The sequence below is a fragment of the Flagellimonas sp. L-11 genome (genome assembly GCF_056857735.1).
In genome coordinates this window covers 130,607-157,573 of record NZ_JBSXNR010000081.1, presented here as the reverse complement: position 1 = coordinate 157,573, position 26,967 = coordinate 130,607, and the positions used below count along the sequence as shown (strand labels likewise).

The following is a 26,967-nucleotide window of genomic DNA, read 5'->3' as shown; positions in this document are numbered from 1 at the left end:
TGTTGGTTGTAATCTTGAAAATTGGTGTTCATACGTCTGGTTATCAGACTATAATTTACGCTAAATACAGGATGAAAACAAGCAAATGCTCCTGTATATTCAATAAAAAAGCTGTCCCGGTTATGAGACAGCTTCTTTTTTATATGAATGTTGAATTCTTAATTCTTTAATGGGGTCACTTCAAAACTTCTATATTCAATAGGGCCGTGGTCTCCTTGGATCATAAATGGACCGGGTTCCCCTTCTTTACTGTCCAAAGCACCTTCAGTAATTCCTGGAATGGTGGCATCGGAAATCACTGTTTTTCCGTTTAGCGTTATGGTAACCCTTCGTCCTATCAAAGTAATATCATAGGTCTGCCATTCACCGGCAGGTTTGGATGCGTTCTCATTCGGTTCCAAAAAACCATAAACACCACCTAAATAGATGTCCGATGGTTCCAAACCTTCGCTATCCACAATCTGAACTTCGTAGCGTCCGCGCAAGTAGATACCACTGTTACTTCCTTTTGGGTAACGAAATTCAACGTGTAGTTTAAAGTCTTGGAATTTTTCATCCGTAATCAGGTTGGAGCCTGATTCTGGACTGGTCAAAATACCGTCCTTAACCACCCATTGGTTTTTTTCGCCATCTACATGCCAACCCGAAAGGTCTTTTCCGTTGAACACATCAATGGTTTTCCCCCATTTTGGATTCTCGGTGTATTCCAATTCCGGTGCTTTTACGCCAGTCCAATCAATTACGGAACCATCCGTGTAAATTAATGTGCCTTTTAATGTTTCACCCTGCAATTCACCATGAAAGATCATGTCGCTTCCCTTGGGCTCCCATTGGTTGGGAATACTAAAGGTAAATTTATTGTCTCCATAAGTTTCTATTTCGGCAATGGGTCTTGCGCTACCAAAAGCGAAGACAAAACGGCCCAAAAGTGTCGCTGTTCCCGAATGTTTAATTTCCAGCCAAGAAGGGGAGGTCTTCCCCATAAAATCTATTTCCAGATCCCACCTTCCCTCTAACGGACTGATGTGCTGGGCATAAATATTGCTTGTAAAACCTAAAAGTAGGGTGCAAATAAATGTGTAAATCGTTTTTCTTTGGGTTATCATATGAATGTTTAGTTTAATTGTTGAACAAGATACGATTAATCCAAAAATTAACTAGCCGCTATAGTACTAGAACCTATTCGCAACCACCGGTAAAACCATTGGCGCTAAACTTGGTCTGAACAGCTCCTTTTAGGCTGTTGTGCGTCAACTGGATTACTAGGTTACTTTCGCCACTTCCATCACGTTTTGGGGTGCAGTATTCAAAAAGGTAGTAGCTTCCCGCTTGTTCCTCTACACGTTGTGAGATATCGTTGAAGGTATTCTCCAATTCTTCTGAATTACTGGCAAAAACACTGGCTGTTTTCCCGATTTGCTCCAAAACTTCGGTATCTATTTCGGCTCCTAGTCCAATAGTGAAGTAGGAAATATTGCTATCGGCTTCCTCAACTGCACGTAAAGCATCGGATTCTTTGTATCTCGAAGCTTGATCGGTTCCATCGGTGAACAATACCACGGATGCCGCGTTGATTACTTCTGAGTTTTCATCAAGCAAGCCCTCGGCAATGTCTGTTGATTTAATCACGGCGCCGTACAAATCAGTAGATGGGTCGTTGCTGATATCCATTGTGATACCATCTACGGAAGCTGTCAATTCGGCAGCGGAAGGTGTCAAGGGGTTTAATAAATGAAGTTCGTCTTCTCCATCAAACCAATAAATGGCCATTTTAAAGGACTCCGTAGTTGGGGTTGGCATTACATTGTTGATGAAACTGGTGGTTGCCGCCTTTAATTCGTCCAAACTACTTTCCAATACGCTATTGCTCAAGTCCAGCACTAAAAGGGTGTTGTTGTTGAATATCTGTGAGTTTGGGGAAATTCGGGCAAAGGATTCAGAAGGGGATATGGGTTCAAAACAGTCATCGTTTCGTCCTTGTTCGTATATGGAGAACTGTTCGGCAGATAATCCTGAGATAGGATTCCCCATCAAATCTGAAACTCTGAATAGCACGGAAACTTTTCCGGGCAAAGTGGTGAATTCATCTTGTATGGACAACAAAAGTTCGTTTTCCCCAAAACCTAGGCAATCATCCGGTTCTTCACCAAGTCCCAGTTCCTTGTCGTTAATATCAAAACTGACATCATCATCTGCATTTCCGCAAGAAAATAAAATAAGGCTAAACAATATTGGGAATGTAAACTGAAGTATGCTTTTCATTTTCATAAAAGTTAAGGTTCTGCATGCACAACGTTGAAATTGACCGAAAAGTATTTGTAACCTCAAGAATTAAATTAAAGAAAAGTTAAAAGAAAGATGGGCTTGTTAAAATAATAGGGATACAAGCTATTTTTAATATTTTCACACCAATAAAAACCTACCAACCTATCTAACCAACAACAAACAATAACACTAATAGGTTGATATTATGACTATACTTTTGTTCGGTGCCACTAAAGATATTATTGGAACGCCTACACTATCTGTTCCAACAGCAAGTTTAAGTGGAAGAAAAATTCCAAATACTGTAGGGGAACTCAAAAAATTTCTAGAAAATACATATCCAGAACTTAAATCCATTTCCAAAGTAACCGTTGCAGTGAACCAGAATTATGCTTCGGACAATGAGAAAATAAATTCTTATGATGAAATAGCCCTGATTCCACCGCCCGGATCCGACAATTTTTAGGTCAATTATTTTTCAGTTCGTTAATTTTATTTTCCATCTGTTCATTATAGCTCCATTCATCGTTTTTATTTAACGAAATTGCTTTTTGATAGTTTGTAATCGCATTTAAAGTATCCTTTCGCTTTTCATAGATTTCCGCTAACCCAGCCAAAGCCACCCACCATTTTGGGTTGGCCTCCGCATTAAATTTGAATACTTCAAGTGCTTTTTCATTATAATTTTCGCTGAACAGGTACGAATTCCCTATGCTGTTAATATTCCATTTTAAGTTATCAAAATTGGAAAGCGGGTTTTCTTCCTTAAGTTTTTTGAATGATTCTGCAGCCTTGCCAAATTCACCTTTTAAGGTAAGGCCCATAACATCTTCTTCTAAGGTTGAACCTTTTATTTGTGGAATTACAATTCTTGCAACATCATTTACAATAATGTCATAGGCAGGAATTTCATATCCATTCGATAATAAAATAATTGTTGTTTTATTGTCCGCAAATTTTCTGAAAGCAGCTAAATTTCCACCTGAAAATCCATAAGATTTTAATCCGTTCACTGGGTAATTGCCCCAACCATATAAAAAATTGTCCTTTTGATTTACAAAATTGAACGGTGTCCACATTTTAGATTTGGTTTGTTTATCCAGAAGTAAATTTTTATCCAATCTTTTGTTCCATTCAATGAATCTTTCAAGTGTGATGTTAAGTCCATTTCCGGAATGTCCTCTTATACCATTGTTATTCGTGTCTTTTTCAAATGCTTTTGTTTCATCATTATAAAAATATCTAGTAGCACGATTTGGGATGCTTTCTTGCGAGTTGGAAGAAAATAAAACCCCATTTTTCGGATTTTCAAATTGATTGTCAAGCACATATTCATCAAACGGCAACCCTGTTATTTTCTCAATAATTTGAGCAAGCAACCAATAGTTCGTTTGGTTATACCTGAATTGATTTCCGGTAACAAAGTCCATTTTATCTTTTGCAAGCTTTTCCATTAACGCTTTATCAGATAAAGTGCTTTCGTATTTTATGATGTCCGGTAAACCGGAAGAATGACTTAAAAGATTTTTAATTTTAATTTCCTGCCATTGTGGTGGTAAATCATCCAGATAGATTGAAATTGCATCATCCAAATTTAGTTTTCCGTCTTGGATAAGCTGAAATACTCCTGTTGATGTGATAAGTTTAGTTGCCGAAAAAATTCTGAACAATGTATTTTTATCAACTTGGACATTGTTTTCCAAAGAGGCTTTCCCAAAGTAATTTTCATAAATTATGCTATCGCCCTCAACAACGGCCAAAGCCAATCCGGGAATGTTGTGCAATCGCATTGTTTTGGAAAGGTAATTGTCGATTTTGGTTTTTAATTCAGTAGAAGCAGTTTTTTTCTTTTGGTTGGTACAAGATGTAGAAAGAAATAAAAATAGTAGGATAAATAAGATTTTGAATGTCTTCATTATATTGAACATTGATTTCAACAAAGACGATACTTATTCTTGAATGTGGCAAACCTTTATTTACTCCCAACGATTAAGCTAAACATCGTTTTAATAATGCTTAAGCAATCAATCCGGCACAGGTAATGAAGCTCACTGAAAATTCCCTCGGTTATCTACAAGAAACATCCGGTCACTCATTTTTATATCCAGGCCCACGAACAACACGCCCTGGTGTTTCTCCGGTATGCTCGCCATCCTTTAGTACTTGGGCGCCGTTCACAAAAACATGTTTCACCCCTTCGGAATATTGGTGAGGGTCTTCAAAAGTGGCTTTGTCGATAATGGTAGCGGGGTCAAACAAAACCACATCGGCATAATTACCTTCGGTAAGGCTGCCCCGTTTTTGTATTTCAAGATGGGTTGCGGGCAATTGAGATAATTTATGCACAGCTTCTTCCAAGGAAATCACCTTTTCATCCCGCACATATTTGCCTAACAAACGAGCCACGTTTCCGTAAGCTCTGGGGTGAGTGCTCGATTTTAAGAAGATACCTTCTGTGGCTGGAGAGCCTGCATCGGAACCAAAACTCATCCAAGGCAGTGCTATTTGCTTTTTCACATTGTCTTCGGACATTAAAAAATAAATGGTTCCTACACGGCTACCATCTTGCACTACCAAGTCCATGGCAGTTTCCTCGGGCGAAGTGCCACGCATTTCCGCCACTTCTTTTAATGTTTTTCCGGTAAGATATTTTAAAGAATCCGCCTTAAAACCTACCAACAGGATTTTACTGGGGTCGCCTGCAGCTTGCATCAAACTTTCCCATTCATCCGTAGGTGTGGTCATTTCTTCTTTCACTTTTTTACGAATGGCGGGGTCCTGCAAACGTTCTGCCCATTTATCGTATCCGCCTTCTTGCACCCATGGCGGCATTGAGGCATCCAAACCAGTGGCACCAGCCACATAATTGTACATATTGGCCGTAATATGGAGTCCAGCGGCATTGGCAGAGTCCACTTTGGCCACTACATCATCAAACTTGTGCCAATTTTCCTTGCCGCTTTGCTTTAGGTGGTAGATTTCTGCCCTAATACCAGCTTCATCTGCAATCTGAATCAACTCATCCAAACTCTCCAATAAACGAGAACCTTCGCTACGCATGTGGCTGATGTACATGCCATCATACTCGGCGGCGACTTTGCAGAGTTCAATCAATTCTTCGGTGCTGGAATAAAATGCAGGCGCATAGATCAAAGAGGAACCCACGCCGAGGGCACCTTCTTCCATGGCTTGTTTTACCATCAATTTCATAGAATCCAACTCCTGTGGAGTAGGGGCACGGTTTTCATAACCTACAGTGTTTATCCGCAAGGTGGTGGCTCCCACAAAAGAGGCCACGTTCGGAGAAACCCCCTTGGTTGTGAGATATTCCAAATATTCGTTCAAGCTGTTCCACTCAATACCATACTTTATGTCCCCTTGACTTTCCTGTTCCTCTTTTTTCATGGATTCGTTAAGCGGCCCCATGGACCAACCTTCGCCAAACACCTCCAAAGTCACGCCTTGTTTTATATCGGCCATAGACCTACCGTCCTCGATCAAGGATTCCGTGGCCCAACTGAGCATGTTTATAAATCCAGGAGAAACTGCCAATCCAGTGGCATCTATCTCCATAGTTCCTGAGGCTTTTCCAATATTTCCGATAGCTGCAATGGTATCGGCATTGATTCCCAAATCCCCTATGTACGAAGGACCCCCAGAGCCATCCACGATTTGTCCGTTTTTAATAAGGACATCAAAGTTTTTGGGTTGGGAACAACTGGCTAGAATAATCAGGGCGATCAGGGAGATGAGAAAAGAAATTGGTTTCATAGTCTGGTTATTTGGTTATGGCAAAACAAGTTAGGTGATTTTTTGTGCACTATCAAATTACCAAAGCATGAAAATTTTGCCTCACCTTTCTTCAAATCCAAGCCCCAACCGATTGATTGGATTAAATCATTTTAAAACCTCCGAAGTATCAAAGCAGGCATGCAAACATGCCTGATGGCAGTCAGGTTTCATTGCAGTTACTTTAGTTTCTATAATTTTTTTGGATGGTCCCCTCTCCAGTCTCCCCAAAGGGGAGAAGTTTCTCTCTTTGGAGAGCCTGTCCCGAATCTGTTTCGGGAGATTAAGGGAGGGTTTGATACTGGATGACAAAGAATTTTATTCTTTTCTTTAAACTATGGTTTTCAAACCCATAGTGGTTTATTTACCATACGGAATATAATTCTCCCACTCCCATGGTGTGTACACGTCTTTCAAGGTGACTTCGAGCAACTCCTTAAAAATGCTGTTGCCACGTTCAAAATTGGTCATGATCATAATTCCTTTTCCTGATTCTGGAAAAAGTACGGAATGGTGTACAAATCCGCTTCCGTGCCCTTCTTTAAAAACAGCTTTGCCATGCGGTGTTTCAAAATAGCCCCAGCCCAGGCCATACCCCAAACGTATTGAATCATATTTATCCGTAATGGTATTGGCCTTATCTCCAAATTGTTTTTCAGAGCGAATTCTGATGTGCGGACTAAAGATCTCATCGTAAGATTCCTTGCTGATCAATTTTTGATTGAGCACCGCAGTCAAGAATTTGGTGTAGTCCTTTGCCGTGGTTTCCAAGGTTCCGCCACCTCTGGGCTCGTTATCCTTGTCTTTTTTGAGGGATTCCCCCTTTTCGTTGTGTCCAAGTGCAAAATCCTGGTCAAACCTCGTTTTCCATTCGTAGGCAGAGTTTTCCATGCCCAAGGGTTCAAAAATATTTTCTTGGGCAAGCTGTTCCAATCCTTTGCCTGTTAATTTTTCAAGAACAACTTGCAAATAGATAAAACCCTCCCCACTGTAGCCATATTTTGTTCCAGGAGTATGGTGCACCCTTAATTTGTTGTCTTCCTCAAACCATCTGTAATTTTTGAACCCAGTAGTATGGTCTAGGCACATCCTTGCCGTAATTTTATGGTACAGTGAATCTTCCTTCAAACTGGAAAAGTCATCGTGCCAACGGGTCTGAGGTTCGTACTCGTATATTTTTTTGGGCAGGTACGACTCCAAGGGTGTGTCCAGATCAATCACACCATCCTCGACCATTTTCATTGTCAAAACCCCAAATACGGCTTTACTGAACGAGGCTCCGTAAATGTTGGTTGAATCTGTCAAAACTGTTTTATTGGGATAATCCTTATAGCCAAAAACCTTTTGATACACGGGTTGGTTGTCATCAAAAATGGATATGGCCATGCCGTATATTTGGGTATCTGCCATCAACTGGTCAATCTTTTTGGTAATGGAATCTTTAGAAATCAACGAACCATCCAATCGTTCAATGGTTTCCTGTTTTGGATTTGAACAACTGCAGAATATGGATAAACCTACCATGAGTAACAGACCAAGCGTTTTATTCTTTTTCAACCTTAAAAAAGGAATGGAAAAGGGGTAGTAGCACTTGTTTTTTTGGACCACGTAAATGATGTTGAAGATGATAATGCCGATGCAAATGGGTACCACGGAAATAAAAATGATAAATCCCCATTTCTCGATGGTCAGTAAACCAACAAACGACAAGATGGCCAAAATAAGCACCGTCATCTGAAAGTTAATCACCTTAATACCATGCTTGTCATACATTGGGTTGTCCTCCCGTTTATGGATCCACAGAAAAAGTGGGATGAGGACATTGAGCAAAGGGAGGAATATTCCGGTCAGGGGAGTAGCGTGCATTAAGAGCAACCATTTCTTTTTAATTGTTTCCTCCTTTGGATTTTCCAATGGAACCAGCTCATCTACTTCTATCTCCAAGGCTACTGCCAAGAGTTTAATGGTATTTAGGTGCGGAGAGACCTCTTCTTTTTCGATGCGTTGAATGGTGCGTACCGTGACATTGGTTCTGTGGGCCAATTCTTCTTGTGAATACCCCTTAATTTTTCGTTGATACTTGAGTCGTTCCCCAATTGATGAATTCTTCATAATTTTTGGTTTTAAATTCTGGAACAAAGGTATCTGTGGAGGCACGACAGTACCACGACATTTGTATGTCACCTTTATGTCAACACCGGTAAAACCATCTGTTTTGCGATAAAACTAAGGATTTTAGGGGCCAAAACCTTCAAATAGACCCAAGTTAGGATCAACCGTATAGAAAAGCATCAACTATTTCTTCCTGCCCAAAAATCGTATTACGGAACCCGTGCCCACATGACCATCGCCTTCGTTGAGCTCCACTGTGGTTTGTTTGAGTTCCAAGATTTCGTAGTCGGTAAAATCGGATTGTAGTTCTTCTATGGAAAATAAAGCATCCAGATTACCGGGGCCACCTACGCTTGGATTTTTCTTTTTATATGCCAAATGCGCCTTACTGAATGCCTCAAAAATGATGGTTCCTCCTTTTTTTAAGTAGCTGTGCAACAATTTATGATAGCCCGAACGGATGTTGGGAGGGAAGTGGGCATAGATCAAGGCGATGGCGTTGAACTGTTCTTCGCGGTAGCCCAAATTGGGGAGTTCTCCAACCTGATAGTCAATGGAAACCTTTTTTTTCTCAGCCAGTTTCAATGCTTTTTGTTGTCCTACTTCGCTGATGTCGAAAGCGGAGACTTCCCAGCCCAATTGGGCGGCATGTACGGCATTGCGCCCCTCTCCCTCGGCAGGGAAAAGTATGGTACCTGTTGGTAGGGTAGCTAGTTTTTCCTTTAAATACTTGTTGGGCCAGGTGCCGTATGCATATTTAGTTTGTCCAAATTTGGTGTTCCACTTTTTAAGCCAATCGGATGCCATTTTGTTTTTTTTGATGTAAAGCTGGGGGTGGGAGAATGTTTCGTTATCGTTTAAGATATGATTCGTTTAAATTATTTATATCGACCGATACTGAACCAAGTTCAGTAGAAGAACCGAAGTTCGCAGAATTTTAAGTTACTGGCAAAAAGACTTATTAAGCGTTATCAACACTAAAGTGTTGGTTGATAAAAGGTTATAATTTCACTCCTTAATCATTTCCAAGCCATCGTTTTTGCCTGTCATCTGCCAGTGCGCCAATGAAACTGGGATGCTCCCAATACTGTTCAGGGTATCAAAAAAATCTTTTACCACAAATGGCTCGCCTTGTGATTCTTTCAGTTTGGCATAGTCGGCCAATGCGTTTTCCAATAAATATTTACCGGTAATATAACTGGTTCCATAGCCGGGTTGGCGCAAATACAGGTGTTGTTCAAAAATGAGCAGCTCTTTTTCGGTTTTCATCCATCCACGGGGCGTATACTCACTGTGAATCCCTCCAGCTTCCTCCATGGTCATTTCATTGGCGTGGGCGTACAACGATCCCAAACCCCGTGCAGCGCGCTGTGCGATCATGATATACACAATCTCTTTGGTTCTTGGGCTATCATTATACAACCCAGCTTGCATAAACATTTCTTCAACCGCGGTAGCCGTCCCCTCATTTCTTGAATCCCAAATGTTATATAACAAAGGGCCTTTGCGTATTTCACTTGTATGGGGTTCGGTATCCATACGTGCTAGTTCAAACCAATGGTAAAAATGGGAAAATAGAGGTCTTGGGTCGTAATGCTCACCAATGGCAAAAAAGTTGCGGGTCTCCTTGGGTATAAATTCACCTAAATGCTCGCGTAGGGCGGGTTCAAAATAGGGTTTTACGGTTACAATGTCTTGTTCATTCAAAAAATTGATCAGGCTATTTGCGGCTTCGTCGGCCATTTTGTCGTAGGCTTCGGGGGAATCCGCAGCCACCAAAGGTGGCAGATTTCTATTTCGGTGTTCCTCCAATTTTAAAGATGTCCAAGCACGGGCAAGCTCGCGCTTCAGAATCATCACCTCATCCTCCCAAGTTAGTGGTACCAAGTGTACATTCTGTAAATACCAGGTATAATTGTCTTTGCCAATGCCCGAAGGCCCGGTTTTTGATTCGGATTCAGCCTGCAACCAAGACACAAGGTCATTGGTAGAAGCTATGGCATCGTCTATAACGGAAACCAATTCCGAGTCATCTTTAACGGAAGTTCTCTTTTTTAATTCGGTTAGCACGCTACTCTGATTTTGAATGTCCCGAATCCCGGTTACCCATAAGTCCCTTGCGTTTCCGGTTAAGTTTTTCTTGGCCTGTGTATTGAATGGCGCAATTACCTTTAGGTCGGACAAGAGTTTAGACCTTTCTTCTGAGGATAGGGGGAATGTGTAGGTCCATAATTCTGTTGTACCATGATTGGTTGGCCCCTCGTGAGCAGGAACATCGCTTCTATTGGCCCAAACCGTTTTATAAAAAGCAGGATCTCGGCTCCAAGGCTTTAAAATGCGATGATTAAAGTCGTAACCGTTCATTTCAGCCCAAACAATCATCCAATCCACTTGATTTTCTACGGACCAATTTGTTGTGTCGATAGATTGCAGTTTTGATTGTAATTCTTTGAACCTTGGCCAACGTTTTTCAAAAGTTTCTGCCGTGTAATCTGGAGCACCATCGCGAAGTGGTGGATTTTCGAAGGTTCTCCACGCTTTAAATAGGGCAACTAAATCTTGATAATCGTTAGATGTAAAATTTTTAATCTGGGTTTGATTGACTGCGGTTGCTTCTTTCTTTTCAGTTTGACAGCTAATACATAACATAAGTAAAAAAGAAAGAAGGAAATTGGTTGTTTTCAAATGACTACGGTTTTTTATTCAGAAAAGATTTTAACAATTCAGGCAATTTCGTTGAATTTTCTTTTACAAACAATAATTGTTCAAAGGTGTTGTCAACACTAAAGTGTTGGGAGGTATAGGGTTATATTCACTGCATCCATTACGACTCGTGAAGATAAATTAAAGCTTATAAAGTCAAGTAATCTTCATTCATCTTTGTACTTCTCAAACCAAGCAAGAACAGCAGCTATTTTTGCAACCAAATTACTGGGTTTGTTGGCAATACCATGTCCGGCCCCAGGAATACGTACCATTGCTGTTTCAACGTTCTCCAATTTTAGAGCGGCATAAAACTGCTCCGATTCTGCAATAGGGGTACGGTAATCTTCTTCGCCCGTTAACAGCATTGTTGGTGTGGTTACATTGCCCACATAGGTAAGGGGTGAGCGTCTCATGTAGTTTTCTGGATCTTCCCAAGGTTTTTTTCCGAACCAATATTTGGAGAAAAACTGCACACCATCTGCATAGAGCACAAAACTTGTCCAGTTAATTACGGGTTTTGCCACAACGGCGGCCTTAAAACGGTCGGTTTTACCCACGATCCAGGCGGTAAGTACACCGCCACCAGAACCACCGGTCACAAACAGATTTTCTTCGTCCACGTAGCCTTTTTCCAAAACGGCATCCACGCCGGACATTAAATCCTCATAATCGTGGTTGGGATAATCGTGGTGAATCAAGTTTCCAAATTCTTCGCCATAGCTTGTACTTCCACGTGGGTTAGCATAGAGAACCACATAACCTTCAGCGGCGTAGGCCTGAATTTCGGCAGAGTACACTGCTCCGTAGCTGGTAAACGGCCCACCGTGTATTTCCAAGATCATTGGATATTTTTTGGAGGGGTCAAAATCGGGAGGGGTTACGACCCAACCTTGAATTTTGCGTTGATCATAGGAGGACTCCCACCAGATTTCTTCCACATTGCCTAATTTTTTAAAGGAAAACAGGTCATTGTTAACTTGGGTCAAACGCTCTGTGTTTCGAGTATCAGCTACGCCCAAATCCGATGGATGGCTTTTGTCTCCCAAGGTGTAGGCAAATTTGTTGTTGGCGGAAGCAGAAAAACTAGCTGCGTTATAAGGCCTACCTAATGATAAACCGCCTAAGCCATCGGTAATAGTATCCACCTTGCCCGATATGCTCATAGAAGCCAATTTGCCCATTCCTTGATCGGTGTAGCTAAAATACAGACCATTACCCTTGCTGTTCCAAGCCATATCTTCCACATCACGATCAAAATCACCAGAAATTAATTGGGAGTCTGTCCCATCGGTGTTCATTACATACAATTGGGTAAGCTGATATCCTTGCAAACGGTCATCGTACCCTAAATAGGCTATTTTGGAACCATCTGGCGACAATACTGGATTACCGTCAGGACCGTAGCGGTCGGTTAATGGATTAATTTCACCATTATTTACATTAATGCTATAAATTTCGCTGTCTGCAGGTTCAAACTCCTCATCTTTATGGAAATTGGCGCTAAAAAATAAATGCGTGTTGTCCTTTGACCAGATAGGACTGCCATGGTCAAATTCCGAAAATGTAAGTTGTTTTGGCGTTCCCCCGCTAATGGGCAAGGTAAACAATTGTGAATTGCCACCTTTGTAATACCCTGCACCATCACCACGGTAATTCATTTTATCAATGTATTTTGGCGGCTCGTTCCATTTGGCGCCCTCGGGCTTTTCAGGCATTTTAATGATGGATTTGTTGGCTTCGGGCACGAACATATTAAATGCCAAGTATTTGTCATCATAAGACCATGAAACTGTCCCCGGTGATTGTGGTGTATTGGTAAGGGCCAGAGTTTCCTTGGTATCCAGCCACATAAGGTAGAGTTTCATTTTGTCATCCGCCATATTGGACTTGAAAACAATTTTTGTTCCATCGTGCGACCATTTTGGGGCAAAATCGTTATGGTTTCCTGTGGTTAACGGACGATTGTTGGAGCCATCAAAATTGATGATCCAAAGATTGGAAAGATTGCGGTCCGTCATCACATCCTTAAAATTCCGAACATAAATGATTTTAGATCCATCTGGGGAAATTTGAGGGTCGGAAACATATTCCATGTTGAAGATGTCCAATAGCTCCAAATTGGATTTTACTTGGCAAAAACCTAAAGGAATGATGGCCACAAAAAGTAACAGGGCAACTAGTAATTTTTTCATGAGGAAGCGTTTAGTTAGTTTAGATTCTTAAAAATAGGGAATTTATCTCCTTATTTTTTGGTTCAACCGTATAAAAGTGGTGTAAGATGAATTAATATGTAGTGGTCATGTTTTGATCCACACAAATAATGAAATCAGCCAATTGGGTGTTTTCTTCCTCCAGTTTATGAACATCTTTTTGCTTCACGGTAGATATGGTACCATACTCTAAATCGGGTCGTTTTAATTTCAAGTACCAAAGAATGCCCTCATAATCATTGGAGTGGTAGGCACCGTTGTAATGCAAAAACAAAACACCCTCCTTGTAATTTTGAAGGATAAAATGGGCCATGGTCGCATCTTTGATGGCCTGTGCCATTACCAAGGTGGGACTACCGTGGTCGCCCATCATTTTTAGGATATTTTTATACCCTGGCAACTCGGGGTCGTAAGCAATGGGCAAAGGAGCTATCCATTCTTTTTCTTGGTCGGGGAGTGAGTCCAAGGCTTCAAAACCACCTTTGTATACCATACTGGCGTAACGTCTGGGCACGTTGGATGCGACAAAAACAAGACTACTGTCCTTCGCAAAATCCACCAAAGGAGCATAATCTGTTTTATGGTTGTTCCACAGTCGTGCGGTGGAATCCAATGTTTTGTAGTCTATTTTACCCGATAAATAATCGTTGAGTTCATCTTGGTTGTCGACCTCGATCATTTCCGCGCCGAGGATAAGTGCTCGCTTGTTGTGCAGGTCAGCGGTAAGCTCGTACTGCAACCAATGTGCAATAGGATTGTTGTGCAGCTCCCCAAACAACACCATATCCTTTTTCTCCAAGGTCTTGAGCATTTTTCTGTAAGAGACCTTTTTCCCCTTGGCATTGTAAATAACGTAGGGTTTCTTCTGTCCATAACCAAAGGTTATTAGTAGGGTATAGGTTAGAAGGAGGAGAAGATTTTTCATTTGATTAGATTCAATCCTCCCACTCCGTATGGAAAATACCTTCGCGGTCCAAACGTTCGTAGGTGTGCGAACCAAAGTAATCGCGTTGCGCCTGTATCAAGTTCAATGGCAAACGGCTACTGGTGTAGGCATCAAAATACGTGAGCGCATTGGAAAGGCCCGGCAAAGGAATACCGTTTGTGGCGCCATAACTCACTAATTCGCGTGCTGCATCTACTGTGCTTTGTACTTTTTCTACAAAAGAAGGGGAGAGCAACAAGTTCTGTAAATCTTTGTCGGCTTGGTAGGCTTCGGTAATATCGGCCAACAAGGCAGCACGGATTATACAACCGGCACGCCATATTTTGGCAATTTCGCCCAGTTCCAGTTCGTAACCATATTCTTTGGAGGCATCTGCCAATTGGTGCATACCCTGCGCGTAGGTAATGATGAAAGCAAAATATAGGGCCTGCTCCGCTTTTGTGGTAAAGTCATCTTTGTCCACCGCTTTTAGTGTGGGACGGTCATACAACTCATCGGCTTTAATACGCTCGGATTTTAAAGCGGATATTTCACGCATGCTCACTGCAATATCAATGGTAGGGACGGGGATTCCCAAATCCATGGCATTTTGAGAGGTCCATTTTCCAGTTCCTTTTTGTTTGGCCTTGTCCAAAATCATATCTACAAGGTCATTATCCGTCAAATCATCTTTTTGTTCAAAGATTTCCGAAGTGATTTCCACCAAAAAGGACTGCAAACGACCATCATTCCAACGAGCATAGGTTTTGTGAAGCTCATCGTTGGTAAGGCCACCTGCTTTTTTGAGCAGATCGTATATCTCGGAAGTCAACTGCATCAAACCGTATTCGATACCGTTGTGCACCATTTTCACATAGTTCCCTGCGGATTTTGGACCCAAATAGGCCACACAGGGTTCGCCGTTGTATTTTGCGGACACAGCTTCAAAAATAGGTTTTACGTGTTGATAAGCTTCTTTGGAACCGCCGGGCATAATGCTCGGTCCCTTTCTGGCACCTTCGGCACCACCTGAAACTCCGGCGCCAAAAAAGTTAATGCCTTTTTCTTTTAAATAAGCCTCGCGACGGTCAGTATCGGTATAAAAGGAGTTCCCTCCATCAATAATAATATCACCTTTGTCCAAATGGGGCAGCAAACCATCGATTACGCTATCCACAATTTTTCCTGCGGGTACCAATAACATAATTTTTCGAGGAGTGGTAAGCGCCAGTACAAAGGTTTTTACATCGGTGGCGGCATTCACTTTTGCGGTATCACCACCTTCGTTGATTAAAGCATCCACTTTTTCTTTATCCAAATCATTTCCAAATGCAGTAAAACCGTTATCAGCTACATTTAAAATAAAATTACGTCCCATTACTCCAAGGCCCACAAGGCCAAAATCATACGTATCTGCCATTATATATTTTTCTTCTTCTTTGGTGTTGATACAACCTTGAGGTTGTGATTTCTTGAATTACGAACCTAAAATAAACCTTATATTCGTGATGCTCAAAGATAATGACTCCTTATTAAAAATGAATGGTGTCAAGAAGAGCACAATCTGCCAGAAACCGAAAATACTATGAAAAAGACAGATAATCAGATGCTCGTGATTTTTGGAGCATCGGGTGATTTGACAGCAAGAAAATTAATGCCATCCTTGTTCAACCTTTATTTGGCCGACCAGTTGCCCGAAAACTTTGTGGTGCTAGGGGTGAGCCGCAGCAATTTGACCGATGAGGCATTTCGGGACCGTGTAGTGTATGAAAGTGATTATTTAAAAGAAAAAACGAAGGACCTGACAGCAAGCAAGGTAAAAAGCTTTGCCAACAAGCTATATTACGAGGATTTGGGCGATAGCTACGATACCGATTATGGCGGCCTGCGTAAGCGGGTGGAAGCCCTAAAAGAAGAGTACAACACTTCAGGAAATATTATTTATTACCTATCCACACCACCCACGCTTTACGAAACAATATCACAAAACCTGTCCAACGCGGGCATGAACACCCAAAACAATGGCTGGAAACGCTTGATTGTGGAAAAACCTTTCGGTTACAGCTTGGAGACGGCCAAAGAGTTGAACAAAGGGCTTCACAAGTATTTTAAAGAGCATCAGATATACCGAATCGACCATTATTTGGGCAAAGAAACCGTTCAAAATCTTTTGGTGACCCGTTTTTCGAACAGCATTTTTGAACCCCTTTGGAACCGTAATTACATTCAGCATGTAGAAATTACCAATGCGGAAAGTGTAGGTGTTGAAAAACGTGGTGGGTATTATGACAAGTCCGGCGCTTTGCGGGACATGTTCCAGAACCACTTGTTACAAATTGTTTCGTTGGTAGTGATGGAGCCACCGATTGGCTCAGATGCAGAAGAAATCCGAAATGAAAAAGTAAAAGCGTTAAAGTCGTTGCGTATAATGACGGACGAAAAGGAACTGTTTGAAAATACCATTAGGGCCCAATATGTGGCTTCCAGAGTAGATGGGAAAGACGTAAAAGGGTACCGGAAAGAAGATGGGGTAGACCCGAATTCCACTACGGAGACCTATGCCGCGATAAAATTTTATGTGGACAACTGGCGTTGGCACGGGGTTCCCTTTTATGTACGAACCGCTAAGCGAATGCCCACCAAAGTGACCGAAATTGTGATTCACTTTAAAAAGCCGCATCATCAAATTTTTAAAGGCTCCGAAATGCAGGAAATGGATAACAAGTTGATTATCCGTATCCAACCCGATGAGGGAATCTTGATTAAGTTCGGAGTAAAAGTGCCTGGGCAGGGCTTTAAAGTTGAGCGGGCCAATTTGGATTTTTACTATGCCAACTTGGCCGAAACTTATGTGATGGAGGCCTACGAGCGCTTGTTGTTGGACGCGATGCAAGGAGATGCTACACTATATGCCCGTGCCGATGAGGTTGAAGCGGCTTGGGAGTTCGTAGATCCTATATTAAACTACTGGAAAAACGGTAAGGACGTTCGTATGTATGGTTACGCGGCAGGTGCTTGGGGACCGGAAAATGCAGATAACTTGATTGATGATGAGGGCTACTGGCGTAACCCAACAGAAAACTTGGCGGACGACCCAGGGTTTTGTGTGATTTGTTAATTTGTCGAATGCCGAGAGTTGAGAACAGAAAATAAAATTTACAATGGATTTAAAAATATATAAAGATAAGCAGGAGGTTGCTGAACAGTTTTCCAGCTATTTTGCGGATAAACAAAAAGATAAGGATGCTTTTTATGTAGCATTGTCTGGGGGTAGTACCCCTAAAATTGTTTTTGATGTATTGGTAGAAAAGTTTTCGGACAAAGTAGATTGGAGCAAGGTGCATTTTTATTGGGGTGATGAGCGTTGTGTGTCCCCAACCGATGATGAAAGCAACTATAAAATGACGGTGGAGCATCTATTTTCCAAAATAAAGGTGCCCAAGGAGAACATTAATCGGATATTGGGGGAAAAGTCCCCTGAGGGTGAAGCTTTGCGCTATGCCAATTTGTTGGAAATGGATTTGGATAGGGTAGAGGAGGTGCCTCAGTTCGATTTGGTAATTTTGGGTATGGGCGATGACGGTCACACCGCATCTATTTTTCCACATGAAATTGAATTGTGGGATTCGGAAGATCATTGTGTGGTAGCTACGCATCCAGATTCAGGCCAGAAACGGGTTTCCATAAACGGGAAGGTTATCAATACCGCCAAAGAAGTAGCTTTTTTGGTCACCGGTGCATCCAAAGCCGAAAAGGTGAAGGCCGTGGTAGAAAAAACGGAAGGTTCCGAGGCTTACCCGGCATCCTTGGTTAATCCAGCTTTGGGGAATTTGTTGTGGTTTTTGGATGAGGCTGCTGCTGCACGGCTCAATCAAAATCCATCTTAACGTTTTCGCCATCTAAAAACTCCAAATATTCGTTCACTTTAAAGTTGTTGGATTCGTATTTGCTATCTCGTTTAAAAGCAGATTGTTTACGTTCCTTGCTGCGTGCAAATCGACGAATATCTTGCTTGGTTTTTAAAATAAGACCGGGAACTAACTTATTTTTACCATCCTTGCCCTTGGCCACCATGGTAAAATAGGACGAATTGCAATGTTTCACTTCTCCCGTGGTCACATTTTCCGATTCCACGCGTACCCCGACCACCATGGAAGTTTTTCCGGTATAGTTAATGGATGCTTTTAGTGTGGCCAATTCCCCAACTTCAATTGGATTTAGAAAATCCACTCGATTCACCGAAGCGGTGACGCAATAACTTTGTGAATGTTTGGATGCGCAGGCAAAAGCAATTTGGTCCATAAGGTTGAGGATATGCCCCCCATGTACCTTGCCGCCAAAATTGGAATGGGAAGGGAGCATAAGTTCGGTGATGGAAACTCTACTTTCTCTGGATGATTTGAATTTCTTCATATTTTGTTGGGGTTTAATCGAATCCTTTTTTTAATTCGATTGTACACGACTGTACCAGTGGTCAATCCAAATGTCACATCGAGCGTAGTCGAGATGTCTTTGTCAGCCTTTCGACTGCGCTCAAGAAGACAAAGACAAAAACCATCAATGCCATTGGTACAATTGCGGATATACAATTTTTTAAAAAGTAAATAACAGCAATGTAAAATGATTATCAAATATAATCCAAAGCTAAAAGAGTTAGCCAGGCAATTACGAAATAATGCTATAAAAGCCGAATTTACTCTGTGGCAGAAACTAAAGCGGAATCAAATGAACGGACTATATTTTTCAGTTTCAAGCAAACGGAAATACACCTCCCTAAATCCCTCTTTTTTTAGGAGGGAAGCCATTTCCCATCTAAAAAGAGGAGCCAGGGGTGTGTGGATTAATTTCTGAAAATTGGAGATTTTTCAGATTTGACTTCTGTGATAAAATATTTGGTATCGCCCAACCAGAAAAAGGTGGCGTAGCGTTCCTTGTAGGTGACCTTGATGTACTGCCCTTGGAACTTTTTCATCTTTTCAATGATTTCCTCTTCCTTGTCCTCTACAGAAAACGAAAATACATTTGTGCCTGACAAACCTTGACTGATCTGTCCTTCCCAAGTTTTGACCATCACGCCTTTTCTACTGAATTTGATGAGTTCCCCCGAACGATAACCCTCACTGTAGGGCACATAATAGATAAAAGCAAAATAGCCCACAACACCAACTATAATGGCGATGATGAAAATGGTCAAGAATTTTTTCATGGTTCGTGTTTTAGTTCATTTCTTCAAAATCGTCCTCATGGGCGCGCATTAAAATAGGTTCGGGCAAGGATTTTTTTGCTTTGGCCCCCATTTTCTTCAATTTTTCAATTGAGGTGACAATGTTTCCCCGTCCTTCGACCAACTTGTTCATGGCACCGCGGTACTCGCTTTTCGCTTCATCCATTTTTTTGCCCACTTTGGTAAGGTCGGAGACGAAGCCTTCGAATTTATCGTAAAGCGCTCCAGCCTGGCGGGCAATTTCAATGGCATTTCGTTGCTGTTTTTCGTTGCTCCACATACTGTCAATGGTGCGTAGTGTGGCCAAAAGCGTAGAAGGGGTAACAATAACGATGTTTTGCTCAAAAGCTTTGTTGTACAGTGATACATCTTCATTTATGGCTACGGCAAATGCAGGCTCAATGGGCACGAACATCAGCACAAAATCTGGACTCTCCATTTCGTATAGGTCCTCATATTTTTTGGAGGAAAGCTGTTCCACATGTCTGCGCAGGGAGTTGATATGATCCTTTAGGAATTTGGGTCTATCCTCTTCTTCGGCATTGGTGTAACGTTCATAATCCGTTAACGATACCTTGGAATCCACCACCATTTTTTTACCGTCGGGCAAGTGAATAATAACATCGGGCAACACTCTTGTTCCATCTGCACGCTTAAAGCTTTGTTGCACACTGTACTCTCTATCTTTCTCTAAACCAGATTTTTCCAAAACACGTTCCAAAACCAGCTCCCCCCAATTCCCTTGCATTTTGCTGTCCCCTTTCAGGGCTTTGGTCAGGTTTTCGGCCTCTTGGGTTATTTTAAGGTTTTGTGTCTGTAAATTGAGCAATTGCTCTTTTAAAGCAGAGTGAATACTAATGTTTTCCTTTTGCGACTTTTCTACTTTTTCCTCAAACTCCTTAATTTTTTTGTTGAGGGGTGTCAGGATATTTTCAATGTTCTCTTTGTTGCTTTTGGTGAATTTTTCGCTTTTTTCATCCAAAATTTTGTTGGCCAAGTTTTCAAATTCCTTCGTGAACTTTTCCTGTAGCTTTTCAACCTCTTCCTTCTGCTCTTTGTTTTTGAGCTGAAGATTTTCCAAATCCGCTTGGTACCTCACAATTTGGTTGCTTTGCTGTTCTTTTTCGCGCTGGAGTTGTTTTTGCTCCTCGTCGCTTAGCAATAACTTATCGTTCAAGGATTTTATGGTAGCGTTAAATTGTTGTTCCCGCTCGCCCCAAACGCTTTCGGTGGATTTAATCTTTAGTTTTTGGATGTACATGCCCACAAAAAGCCCAACGACCAATGTGATGATGCCAATTATTATAAAGGTAAGTTCTGTGCTCATTAAAAAATTTCTGAAGGATAAAGATAACGGATTACAAAGATAAAATGTCATTTCTTCCAAAGTAGAAATCCATAAAATCAGTTCGTAGTCGGAAGTCGGATGTCCGAAGCACGGAGTCCGATGTCAGTTGGCAGTCGACAGTACTCAATAACCCAATAGCTCAGTAACTCCTAACTCTGAACTTGAGTTTTGGTTTTCATCTTTCTTTTGACACGAATTACACCAATTGCTCGAATTTCTTGTTAAATGTTGTTTTGATTTATCGTGTTGAGTCCTTCGGCTACATTTAGGATAAACTAAAGTCGAAACGGCGGAAGTCAGTTTGGAGTAGCACAATTACTCAATAACCGAACAACCATATAACTTAGTCCAGAGGTCAGAAGCACGAAGCACGAAGTCTTGGGTCTAGTGTCTTGGTTCTTGTCTCTTGTCTCTTAAACTTGATACTTGAGTTTGTCATTCCTGTGAAGGCAGGAATCCATTTTTTAAAGAAACCTGGGAACACATCACAAAGTAGATTTCTCACGCTCTCGCTGGTCGGTTCAAAATGACAATGAAACAATTGGTGGCCATTCTAGAAATTCGTGTCTGCCGTGGGTAGGAAATTTACTTTGCTGCACTCGTCTCCTCTCTAATCTCCCCAAAGGGGAGAAGTTCCCTTCTTTGGAGAGCCTGTCCCGAACTTGTTTCGGGAGATTATGTGAGGACTTCCTATCTGATTGCCTTTTTAAAACCCATGATCTCTTGCCCGTTTACCGTAGTCAGGCTTCGGAATCCCATAAGAGTCAGACCTTGAAACATGGTTTTACTGGCAGACAGACAAGTTTAGGGTGAACGGGATTTTTGTTGGTTATAAATTTACTTAGTCACCTTAAACGAACCTGTCTTGGCATCAAACTGTACCATTTCCGAAGGAAATAAACGGTCAAAGTATTTTTGTTCAATAAGTTGACACGGGTCGCCAAACGGATGGTCTTTTCCATCCAAAATCAATATGCGGTCACATAATTGAATGGCCAATTCAATTTCGTGGGTTGTAAAGAGAATGGTTTTCTGTTTTTCGTGCGCCAATTCTTGAAGCATTTTAAGGATTTGCACTTTGTGGTACAAATCCAAATGGGTGGTTGGCTCATCCAATAAGATCAAAGTGGTGTCCTGAGCCATGGCCCGCGCCACCAGCACCCGTTGTAATTGTCCGTCGCTGATTTCGTGACATTTACGGTGTTTGAGTTCTTTCAATAAAAAAGTATCCAAACTATCCTTGATCCGATGTTTGTCGTCTTCGGTCAATGTGCCCAACCAATTGGTGTAGGGTTGCCTGCCCAAGGCGATTAATTCTTGTACAGTCAAGTTTTTGGAGGCAGGCTGCTCGGTCAAAACCACACTAAGCTCCTTAGATAGGGTAGATGATGTATATTTTTCCAAATTTTTGCCTTTCAACTTGATGTTTCCATCAAGTTTAGGCTGAAATCCCCCCAAAGTGCGCAACAAGGTCGATTTTCCAATACCGTTGATGCCCACAATTCCGCACAACATTCCAGTTTCCAACTCAAAATTGATGCGCTCAGCAACTATTTTGGATTCGTACCCAACGGTCAAATTTTTAACGGACAGTATGTTTTTGTTGTTATTGGACATTAGAACATCATTTTACGTTTGCGCACCAAAAGCCATATCACTACAGGAGCTCCAACCAAGGATGTAATGGCGTTTATGGGCAGCACACTGGCGGAATTGGGCAATTGCGCCAAAGTATCGCACAGGAGCATTAAAATGGAACCATAGAGCATTACGGCGGGAATCAGTACTTTGTGTTCCATGGTATCAAAAATTTGGCGGGTAAGGTGTGGAACAGCGAGTCCAACAAAAGCAATGGGCCCTGCAAATGCGGTTATACCTCCTGCCAACAGCCCAGTGGCGATAATTATGGTCAATCTGGATTTTTTTAAGGAAATTCCCAAACTCTGTGCGTAGTGTTCCCCTAAAAGAAAGGCGTTCAACGATTTTATGGAAAGTATACTGAGCAAAACTCCCAAGGCAACGATTACAAGCAATAAAAGTAACTGCCCTGTTGAAAGGTTGCCCACACTTCCAAAGGACCAAAAGATGAAGCGTTGCAGGTTCTCGGCACTCGAAAAATAGGCCAACACACTTACAATTGCGGAGGTGATGCTGCCGAACATCAGTCCAATGATCAACAAAGCCATGGTATCTTTCACGCGTTGGGCAACAATCATTACTACGGAGAGTACCAAAAAACTACCAATACTTGCGGCAATGGCCAGGGAAACATCACCCAAAAAAGAGATGGAAGTATATCCTGCCAACAACGAAGCGCCCATCAAAAGTAAGGCGGCACCCAAACTGGCCCCAGAACTAATCCCCAGTACAAAAGGGCCTGCCAACGGATTTCTGAACAGGGTTTGCATTAAAAGCCCACTCAAGGAAAGTCCTCCGCCCACCAAAATGGAGGTAAACGCCTTGGGAACCCGATAATCCCAGATAATGTATTCCCAAGATGCAACTTGCGAAGTTTTTCCAAAAAGCGTGGATAGCATATCTGTAAAAGGAATAGAAACGGAACCCGAACTAATGTTGAGAAGACAGGACAGCATCAATGCCAGTATCAACAACAGAAAGGAAAACCGGTATGTTTTTGCTCCTTGCATTTATTGTAATGGTTTAATGAACAGCAATTGATGCTCGGGCAATAGCTCCGGGTGCAATATTTTGATGAAATCCCTCAAAACAATATCTGGGCGGTGCGGTGCCAATTCGTAAAAAATAAGCCCGCCAGTTTCTCCCTTTTCAATGGCGTTTGAATACACTTTTTTATTGGCGAAGGCATAAAATTGTTGGTGATGGGTGTTGGCATTGCTCAATTCCTTATAAGAAGTTTGGGAAGAAGGGTTAAACCAAAATTCGGCATCTTGTGCCTGCTCCAAAACGGACTCCAAACTAAGACCAATGCTTCCCGTTTCTTCGGTGTTGGACCAAAGATAATCGGCATTGGCATCTTTCAGGAACTGGGCCATCCAACTGCTGCCTCCTGCCACGTACCAAACGTCTTTGTATAATCCGCCAGTTAGCACTGTTGGTCTGGATTTTGCTTTTTTTGCCAATGCAGCGGCCTGTTTATAGGATGCTTCAATTTCGGTAAAAATGCTATCTCCCAATTTTTCTTTTTGAAAGAAGGGCGCAAAAAACTTCACCCATTCTGCTTTGCCCAATGGGGTCTGCTCCACCCAATCGCCATTGTAAACCACGGGTATTCCTGCTCGTTCTAAAATATGATACGCCTTGTTTTCTTCGTTAATACTGAATCCGATGATGAGCTCAGGGTTCAGTATCAGCACCATTTCTGTGTTGAGGACATCGTTCATGCCCAAGTTTTGAATTTGACCGTTTTCCACAAGCTTTCTTGCCTCTGGTGAAGAAATGTAATCGGTGTTGGGAAATCCGACTATGTTTTTGAGTTCCCCGAGTTGCTTTAAAGGCTCTATGTGAGTGGTTGAAGTGAGCACTATTTTTTCGACCGGGGTACCCACAATGGCATCATATTCACCTTGCGGGAAAGTAATCGATGGTAATTTTTCTTTAGGTACCAAGGCATATTTAAAGTTATCGGCCCCAGGCCAAGCTGCAGTGACTTCAATAACGGTGAAATCGGCTTCTTTTTTTACCGTAAAACCCGTTGCATAGGTTATGGAGGGTGTTGATCCCTGTTTTTGAGCAGGTTGCGATTTTTTTTCTTGCTTGCAACCTATCAACCAAACCAAAAGGAATCCCAAAAATAAAATTGATTGCTGTTTTTTTGCCATGAACCAAAAGTAAGATTATTTAAATATTTCTGTAGTTTGATGAACCTCATCATTAAAGTCAAAATTGTCATGTTGAGCGTCCCGAAAGTTTTCGGGAAGACACCTCACCTATTTTTTCAATAATATAATGACACGAATTACATGAATTTTCTCGAAGGAAAGGTGGGTTGGGATGCTAAACGAATTCTTCGGCTGCGCTAGGATGACAGCTCAGATTGACAGATGAAATCATTTTAAACTTTTGCATAAAAGATTAAACAGATTGATTAGCTTTGGCCACGAATTTTGGTTCGCACGGATTTTTTCCGTGGGATTAAAAGGGAATCCGGTGCAAAACCGGAGCTGTTCCCGCAACTGTAAGTATGTGCCGAACCGGCACCGATGTTTTAAACATAGGTGCGCAGTAGGCGATTGTCTCTTCTTCAAAACCACTGCCCGATGGGTGGGAAGGTAGGAGGCAAAACACAAGCCAGGAGACCTGCCAGATTCAAACAAACAATGTTAAACTTTCGGGATAAAAGTTTACGTATGAATATCATACTATTCTCCCGTTTATTCAATTAAACGAAATGAAAAAAAATCATTTATGGTTAATTACCGCCCTTTTGGCGGGTAATGGAATTTTTGCGCAAAACGTACAGCAAGATTCACTTAAGGTGCAGCGACTGAACGAGGTTGTTGTTAGCGATTCAAAATTTGAGTTGAAAAGAGAAAACTCAGGTAAAACGGTAATCAAGATTGCGGCCGAAGAAATGCAGCGCAACCAAGGCAGGACAGTTGCGGAAATCATCAACACCAAAAGTGGTATCGAGATTGCCGGTAGCCGTGGTAGGGATGGCGATGTGCTTGGGGTTTATGCCCGTGGTGGCCGTGGTCGTCAGGTTTTGGTGATCATTGATGGTGTTCGGGTGTCGGACCCCTCCACTTTTTCGGCGGAGTACGATCTTCGGCTGCTTTCTCCAAACAGCATAGAGTCCATCGAGATCATGAAAGGGGCTGCCAGTACACTTTATGGTACCAATGCGGTTACGGCCGTGATCAACATCACTACGAAAAGGGCTTCAAAACAAAAGATTGCAGGAAATTTTGAAACAAGTGTGGGCACCAATCAAACAGCAGATGACCAAAATTATAATTTAGGGAGTATTCAAAATTCGGCAAATGTGAACGGTACTTTGGACAAGTTTACCTACGGGGTGGATTTTTCCAATAGATATAAAAGCGGCCTGTCAGCTGCAGTAACGCCGGAGAATGAGGAGGATATTTTTTCACATTACAGTGCCAATTTAAGGCTTGGGTATCAATTCTCTGATGCTTTTGGGGTTCAGGTTTATGGAAACCAGACCAAGTTTAAAAATGAGTACGATGCCACACAGGCAGAAGCACCTAATTTGGGTGAGAATGAGCAGCAAAGAGTCGGGTTGTCATCCGAATATGGCTATGGGAAAGGTTCGGTCCATCTAAATACAGCGTTTACCCATTATGAGTCCGTGGCCAATGATACCTTTGGCGAAAGCACCACCGAGGGAAGCAATTGGGTGTTGGACCTGTACAACAAATATGTTTTTGGTGAGCAATTCCATACCATTTTAGGAATGAATTACATCAAGGATGAAGCTATTTTTACAGAAGATGTTGATTTTACCATTGTGGATCCTTATGCCAATGTCGTGTATGTTTCAGATTTTGGACTGAACTTGAATGTGGGTGCCAGATGGAACAATCACTCTGAATATGGAAACCATTTTGTGTATAATGTGAATCCTTCTTATGTTTTTGACACTGAAAACGGATATGTGAAAATGATGGGGTCTTATGCCACATCGTACATCACACCGAATTTAACGCAATTGTTCGGTGCCTTTGGCGGGAATCTGGAGTTGGAACCTGAAGAAAACTCGACCATTGAGGGGGGTGTTGAATTCAAACTCAATGAAAAGTTGAGAATTAGCACTGTTTATTTTGATAGAAATGAAACCAATGCCATTGGGTACGATGCCAATTTTATGAGTATTAACATTGCGGATGAAATTGATGCCAATGGGGTAGAGGTGGAAACTACGTGGTTGCCTTGGAGCACTTTTAGCGTTAATGCCAATTACACCTTCACGGAACGCAAAGGGGACAATGCCATCCGTATTCCAAAACACAAAGCCAATGTGTCCTTGTGGTACCAGTTTTGTGAGAGTACGAGTGCATCGTTAAGCTATGCTTATACAGGTGAACGGTTTGATACGGATTTTGCAACCTTTACGGATATTGCTTTGGAACCTTTTTCTTTACTGAATTTTTCCATTGGACACGAACTGATCAAAAACAAGCTAAATGTGTTCGTAAATGCGGACAATTTGTTGAATGAGGATTACAGGGAATTGCTTGGATTCACAACTCGTGGCCGAAATTTTAGGATGGGTCTCAAACTGAACCTTTAATAAAGCCCATATGTAACATCAATTTTTGTGAACCTGAACTTGTCCGTCTAATGGGCTGGTAAGTTCAGGTTATACTTTTGATTAATATTTTAGAAGTACTAGTTTTATTAATCCCAATTAAATGGGCTTAAGGTTTGTTCTTTTGAATACCTCACT

At 41.7% G+C, this 26,967-nt stretch carries 21 protein-coding genes and 1 riboswitch; of the genes, 5 read left to right on the top strand and 16 right to left on the bottom strand.

What is annotated here, in order from left to right:
* Positions 1-158: 158 nt before the first annotated feature.
* Both AC13CC_RS17585 and AC13CC_RS17580 read right to left on the bottom strand, forming a co-directional pair.
* The gene (locus AC13CC_RS17585) at positions 159-1,106 is read right to left on the bottom strand and encodes a 3-keto-disaccharide hydrolase (protein WP_482878159.1); all 948 of its coding nucleotides are present in this window, start codon (positions 1,104-1,106) and stop codon (positions 159-161) included.
* 73 nt (positions 1,107-1,179) lie between these two features.
* Positions 1,180-2,262: a vWA domain-containing protein gene (locus AC13CC_RS17580; protein ID WP_326277128.1), complete on the bottom strand. Its 1,083-nt coding sequence runs from the start codon at positions 2,260-2,262 to the stop codon at positions 1,180-1,182.
* A 208-nt stretch (positions 2,263-2,470) separates the two neighbouring features.
* On the opposite strand from AC13CC_RS17580, the gene AC13CC_RS17575 reads away from it, so the two are divergent.
* Positions 2,471-2,731 carry a MoaD/ThiS family protein gene (locus tag AC13CC_RS17575; protein ID WP_326277129.1) on the top strand — a complete coding sequence of 87 codons (261 nt, stop codon included), beginning with the start codon at positions 2,471-2,473 and terminating at the stop codon, positions 2,729-2,731.
* A 1-nt stretch (position 2,732) separates the two neighbouring features.
* On the opposite strand, the gene AC13CC_RS17570 is transcribed toward AC13CC_RS17575, so the two are convergent.
* The 8 genes from AC13CC_RS17570 to gndA form a co-directional block, all read right to left on the bottom strand.
* On the bottom strand, positions 2,733-4,181 hold the full coding sequence (locus AC13CC_RS17570; RefSeq protein WP_326277130.1) for a serine hydrolase domain-containing protein: 1,449 nt from the start codon (positions 4,179-4,181) through the stop codon (positions 2,733-2,735).
* Between the two features lie 172 nt (positions 4,182-4,353).
* A complete protein-coding gene (locus AC13CC_RS17565; RefSeq protein ID WP_326277131.1) occupies positions 4,354-6,036 on the bottom strand; it encodes an N-acyl-D-amino-acid deacylase family protein in 1,683 nt (560 codons plus the stop codon).
* A gap of 378 nt (positions 6,037-6,414) precedes the next feature.
* Positions 6,415-8,166, bottom strand: coding sequence for a serine hydrolase (locus AC13CC_RS17560; protein WP_326277132.1), 1,752 nt, complete (start codon positions 8,164-8,166; stop codon positions 6,415-6,417).
* A gap of 183 nt (positions 8,167-8,349) precedes the next feature.
* A complete protein-coding gene (locus AC13CC_RS17555; RefSeq protein ID WP_326277133.1) occupies positions 8,350-8,973 on the bottom strand; it encodes a class I SAM-dependent methyltransferase in 624 nt (207 codons plus the stop codon).
* A gap of 201 nt (positions 8,974-9,174) precedes the next feature.
* The gene (locus AC13CC_RS17550; protein WP_326277134.1) at positions 9,175-10,851 is read right to left on the bottom strand and encodes a hypothetical protein; all 1,677 of its coding nucleotides are present in this window, start codon (positions 10,849-10,851) and stop codon (positions 9,175-9,177) included.
* A gap of 185 nt (positions 10,852-11,036) precedes the next feature.
* Positions 11,037-13,064, bottom strand: a complete 2,028-nt coding sequence (locus AC13CC_RS17545; protein WP_482878158.1) for a S9 family peptidase — start codon at positions 13,062-13,064, stop codon at positions 11,037-11,039.
* 91 nt (positions 13,065-13,155) lie between these two features.
* On the bottom strand, positions 13,156-14,007 hold the full coding sequence (locus tag AC13CC_RS17540) for a ChaN family lipoprotein (protein WP_482878157.1): 852 nt from the start codon (positions 14,005-14,007) through the stop codon (positions 13,156-13,158).
* A gap of 10 nt (positions 14,008-14,017) precedes the next feature.
* Complete coding sequence (gndA, locus tag AC13CC_RS17535; RefSeq protein WP_326277137.1) at positions 14,018-15,427, bottom strand: NADP-dependent phosphogluconate dehydrogenase; 1,410 nt, start codon at positions 15,425-15,427, stop codon at positions 14,018-14,020.
* A 165-nt stretch (positions 15,428-15,592) separates the two neighbouring features.
* Here gndA and zwf point away from each other — a divergent pair, with 165 nt between their 5' ends.
* Positions 15,593-17,125 carry a glucose-6-phosphate dehydrogenase gene (gene zwf / locus AC13CC_RS17530; protein ID WP_326277138.1) on the top strand — a complete coding sequence of 511 codons (1,533 nt, stop codon included), beginning with the start codon at positions 15,593-15,595 and terminating at the stop codon, positions 17,123-17,125.
* 43 nt (positions 17,126-17,168) lie between these two features.
* Positions 17,169-17,894, top strand: a complete 726-nt coding sequence (gene pgl, locus AC13CC_RS17525) for a 6-phosphogluconolactonase (RefSeq protein WP_326277139.1) — start codon at positions 17,169-17,171, stop codon at positions 17,892-17,894.
* Here pgl and AC13CC_RS17520 read toward each other — a convergent pair.
* A complete protein-coding gene (locus AC13CC_RS17520; RefSeq protein ID WP_293163549.1) occupies positions 17,875-18,420 on the bottom strand; it encodes an acyl-CoA thioesterase in 546 nt (181 codons plus the stop codon). The genes pgl and AC13CC_RS17520 overlap by 20 nt on opposite strands.
* A 207-nt stretch (positions 18,421-18,627) precedes the next feature.
* Here AC13CC_RS17520 and AC13CC_RS17515 point away from each other — a divergent pair, with 207 nt between their 5' ends.
* Positions 18,628-18,858 carry a DUF559 domain-containing protein gene (locus tag AC13CC_RS17515; RefSeq protein ID WP_326277140.1) on the top strand — a complete coding sequence of 77 codons (231 nt, stop codon included), beginning with the start codon at positions 18,628-18,630 and terminating at the stop codon, positions 18,856-18,858.
* Here the strand turns inward: AC13CC_RS17515 and AC13CC_RS17510 are convergent.
* The 5 genes from AC13CC_RS17510 to AC13CC_RS17490 form a co-directional block, all read right to left on the bottom strand.
* Positions 18,848-19,213 carry a 6-phosphogluconate dehydrogenase gene (locus AC13CC_RS17510; protein WP_326277141.1) on the bottom strand — a complete coding sequence of 122 codons (366 nt, stop codon included), beginning with the start codon at positions 19,211-19,213 and terminating at the stop codon, positions 18,848-18,850. The genes AC13CC_RS17515 and AC13CC_RS17510 overlap by 11 nt on opposite strands.
* Positions 19,214-19,223: 10 nt before the next feature.
* Positions 19,224-20,558: a DNA recombination protein RmuC gene (locus tag AC13CC_RS17505; protein WP_326277142.1), complete on the bottom strand. Its 1,335-nt coding sequence runs from the start codon at positions 20,556-20,558 to the stop codon at positions 19,224-19,226.
* A gap of 858 nt (positions 20,559-21,416) precedes the next feature.
* A complete protein-coding gene (locus tag AC13CC_RS17500; protein ID WP_326277143.1) occupies positions 21,417-22,196 on the bottom strand; it encodes an ABC transporter ATP-binding protein in 780 nt (259 codons plus the stop codon).
* Complete coding sequence (locus tag AC13CC_RS17495; protein WP_326277144.1) at positions 22,196-23,227, bottom strand: FecCD family ABC transporter permease; 1,032 nt, start codon at positions 23,225-23,227, stop codon at positions 22,196-22,198. The genes AC13CC_RS17500 and AC13CC_RS17495 overlap by 1 nt, the downstream gene beginning before the upstream one ends.
* On the bottom strand, positions 23,228-24,379 hold the full coding sequence (locus AC13CC_RS17490; protein WP_326277145.1) for an ABC transporter substrate-binding protein: 1,152 nt from the start codon (positions 24,377-24,379) through the stop codon (positions 23,228-23,230). It lies immediately after the preceding gene.
* 269 nt (positions 24,380-24,648) lie between these two features.
* Positions 24,649-24,879: riboswitch (cobalamin riboswitch) on the top strand.
* Between the two features lie 69 nt (positions 24,880-24,948).
* Between AC13CC_RS17490 and AC13CC_RS17485 the strand changes: the two genes are divergently transcribed.
* Positions 24,949-26,811, top strand: coding sequence for a TonB-dependent receptor plug domain-containing protein (locus AC13CC_RS17485; protein ID WP_482878156.1), 1,863 nt, complete (start codon positions 24,949-24,951; stop codon positions 26,809-26,811).
* Positions 26,812-26,967 lie beyond the last annotated feature (156 nt).